The 2735-nt window shown below is 76.9% G+C and carries 2 protein-coding genes; one reads left to right on the top strand and one right to left on the bottom strand.

Annotation, left to right across the window (positions count from 1 at the left end; all coding sequences use genetic code 11):
• Nucleotides 1–209: 209 nt before the first annotated feature.
• Nucleotides 210–653 (bottom strand): MarR family winged helix-turn-helix transcriptional regulator, encoded by a 444-nt coding sequence (locus ACRYMY_RS19615; RefSeq protein WP_432548892.1) that lies wholly within the window; start codon nucleotides 651–653, stop codon nucleotides 210–212.
• Between the two features lie 16 nt (nucleotides 654–669).
• On the opposite strand from ACRYMY_RS19615, the gene ACRYMY_RS19620 reads away from it, so the two are divergent.
• The gene (locus ACRYMY_RS19620; RefSeq protein ID WP_432548893.1) at nucleotides 670–2598 is read left to right on the top strand and encodes an ABC transporter ATP-binding protein; all 1929 of its coding nucleotides are present in this window, start codon (nucleotides 670–672) and stop codon (nucleotides 2596–2598) included.
• Nucleotides 2599–2735: the final 137 nt, after the last annotated feature.

Here is a 2735-nt window from a genome sequence, read left to right on the forward strand (position 1 = left end):
CGGCGCGGGTGGGCCCGCTCCCTGGGTTCGCCCGCTCCCCCGCGCTCACCCCCCGGACCGCACCCCCCCCCCCCCCCCCTTGATCTTGCAGGTTTTCCCAGCAAGATCACGGCGGGGAGGCTCGCGGTGATCATGGATGGGTGGAGGGGTGACCACCCCTGATCGCGGCGAGGTGCGAGGGGGGGCGGGGCCGGGGCGGGGAGGAGCGGTCAGGGGGTCGGGTCGCCGGCGGCGTCCAGGGAGGTGGTGACGCGGCGCAGCAGGGCCAGCAGCTGGGCGCGCTCGGCCGCGTCGAGGACCTCGAAGGCCGTCGCGGCCGAGGCCAGAGCGCGCTCGTGCAGCTCGGCGTGGACGCGGCGGCCCTCGTCGGTCAGCCGCACGAGCGCCACCCGCCGGTTGGCGGGGTCCTGCTCGCGGCGCAGCAGGCCGCGCTCCTCCAGGGGGTCGACGAGGTCGGTCACCGAGCGCGGCGCCACGCGCAGGCGCTCGGCGAGCTCACCCATGCGCGGGGCGGTCTCGCAGCGGCCGAGGACGCGCAGCAGCCGCGCCTGGGCGGGGGTGACGCCGAGGTCGCCGGTCTCGGCGTGCGCGCGGTGGCGCAGGCGGTGCTGCAGGCCGCGCAGGGCGTCGGCGATCTCGACCGGGTCGGGCACGGGAACACCGTAACTGATGCTGAGGTTGCCTCACCATGAGGTACCCTCAGCATCACTGACCCCGACACCAGGAGGTCCGCCCGTGCGCGGAGACCCCGCCAAGGACCCCTTCCGCCCCGACCGGCACACCCGGCAGGTCCCCTCCACCGCCACCAGCCGCGAGGACGCCCGGCGCGTCCTGCGCCTGTTCCGCCCCCACGTGCGCACCCTGTCGGCCGTCGGCGCCCTCATCGCGCTGTCCGCGCTCGCCGGCGTCGCCGCCCCCTTCCTGCTGCGCGAGATCGTCGACGTCGCCCTGCCCACCGGGGACCTGCGCCTGCTCGGCTGGCTCGTCGCCGGGCTGCTCGGCATCGCGGCCGCCACCACCGCCCTCGACGTCGTGCAGGGCCTGCTGACCACCCGCGTCGGCCAGGCCGTCATGCACCGCCTGCGCGTGGCCCTCTACAGCCACCTGCAGCGCATGTCGCTGGGCTTCTTCGCCCGCACCCGCACCGGCGAGGTGCAGTCCCGCATCGCCAACGACGTCGGCGCCATGCAGACCGTCGTCACCAGCACCGGCGCCGACCTCGTCTCCAACCTCGCCACCGTCGTCGTCACGTCCGTGGCCATGCTCGCCCTCGACTGGCGCCTGGCGCTGGTCTCCTTCGCCGTCCTGCCCTCCTCGGTGTGGCTGAACCGCCGCGTCGGGCGGGTGCGGCGGCGGATCACCGCCGAGCGGCAGCGGCAGATGGCCGAGATGTCCGCCACCGTCGAGGAGACGCTGTCCGTCTCCGGCATCCACCTGACCCGCACCACCGGCCGCACCCCCGAGGTCGTCGAGCGCTTCACCCGCCAGTCCGACGAGGTCGCCGGCCTGGAGGTGCGCTCGGAGATGGCCGGGCGCTGGCAGTGGTCGCTCATCACGCTGACCATGGCCGCCGTCCCCGCCCTGACCTACCTGCTCGGCGGGTGGCTGCGCGGCACCGGCTCGGCGCTGACCATCGGCACCCTCGTCGCGCTCGTCACCCTGCAGGCGCAGCTGTTCCGCCCGCTCGGCGCGCTGCTGCGCATCGTCGTGCGCCTGCACGCCTCGATGGCCCTGTTCACCCGCGTCTTCGAGTACCTGGACACCCCGCCGGAGGTCGTCGAGCGGCCCGGCGCCCGCACACTGCCGCGACCGCGCGGCCGCGTGGAGTTCCGCGGCGTCTCCTTCGGCTACCCCGGCGCGGAGGCGCCCACCGTCACCGACGTCGACGTCGACGTGCCCGCCGGCACCTCCCTGGCCGTCGTCGGCGCCACCGGCTCCGGCAAGACGACCCTCGGGTACCTGCTGGCCCGCCTCTACGACGCGGACGACGGGCAGGTCCTCCTCGACGGCGTCGACGTGCGCGACCTGACCGCGCGCTCGCTGTCGGACACCGTCGGCGTCGTCACGCAGGAGACGTTCCTCCTGCACGCGAGCGTCGCGGAGAACCTGCGCTTCGCCAAGCCCGACGCCACCGACGCCGAGCTGGAGCGCGCCGCGCGCGCCGCGCAGGTGCACGACCTCGTCGCCGCGCTGCCGCAGGGCTACGACACCGTCGTCGGCGAGCGCGGGTACCGCTTCTCCGGCGGGGAGAAGCAGCGCATCGCGCTGGCGCGCACGATCCTGCGCGACCCGCCCGTCCTGCTGCTCGACGAGGCCACCAGCGCCCTGGACACCCGCACCGAGCGGGCGCTGTCCGCCGCGCTGGCCGAGCTGTCCGCCGGGCGCACGACGATCACCATCGCCCACCGGCTCTCGACCGTCCGCAGCGCCGACCAGGTCGTCGTCCTGGACCGCGGCCGGGTCGTCGAGCGCGGCACCCACGACGAGCTGCTGGCCCGGGGCGGGCGCTACGCCGAGCTGGTCGCGGCCGACGGCGCGCGCGAGGTCGCCGGGGACGCGGAGGACGACGGGGTCCCCGCCCAGGCCGTGCGCCCCTGACCCCCGTCCGACCGGTCCCCCCCGACCCCCGGGGGGGGGGGGGGGGGGGGGGGGGGGGGGGGGGGGGGGGGGGGGGGGGGGGGGGGGGGGGGGGGGGGGGGGGGGGGGGGGGGGGGGGGGGGGGGGGGGGGGGGGGG

It is taken from the genome of Kineococcus haloalkalitolerans, from assembly GCF_050871905.1.
Lineage (GTDB): Bacteria > Actinomycetota > Actinomycetes > Actinomycetales > Kineococcaceae > Kineococcus.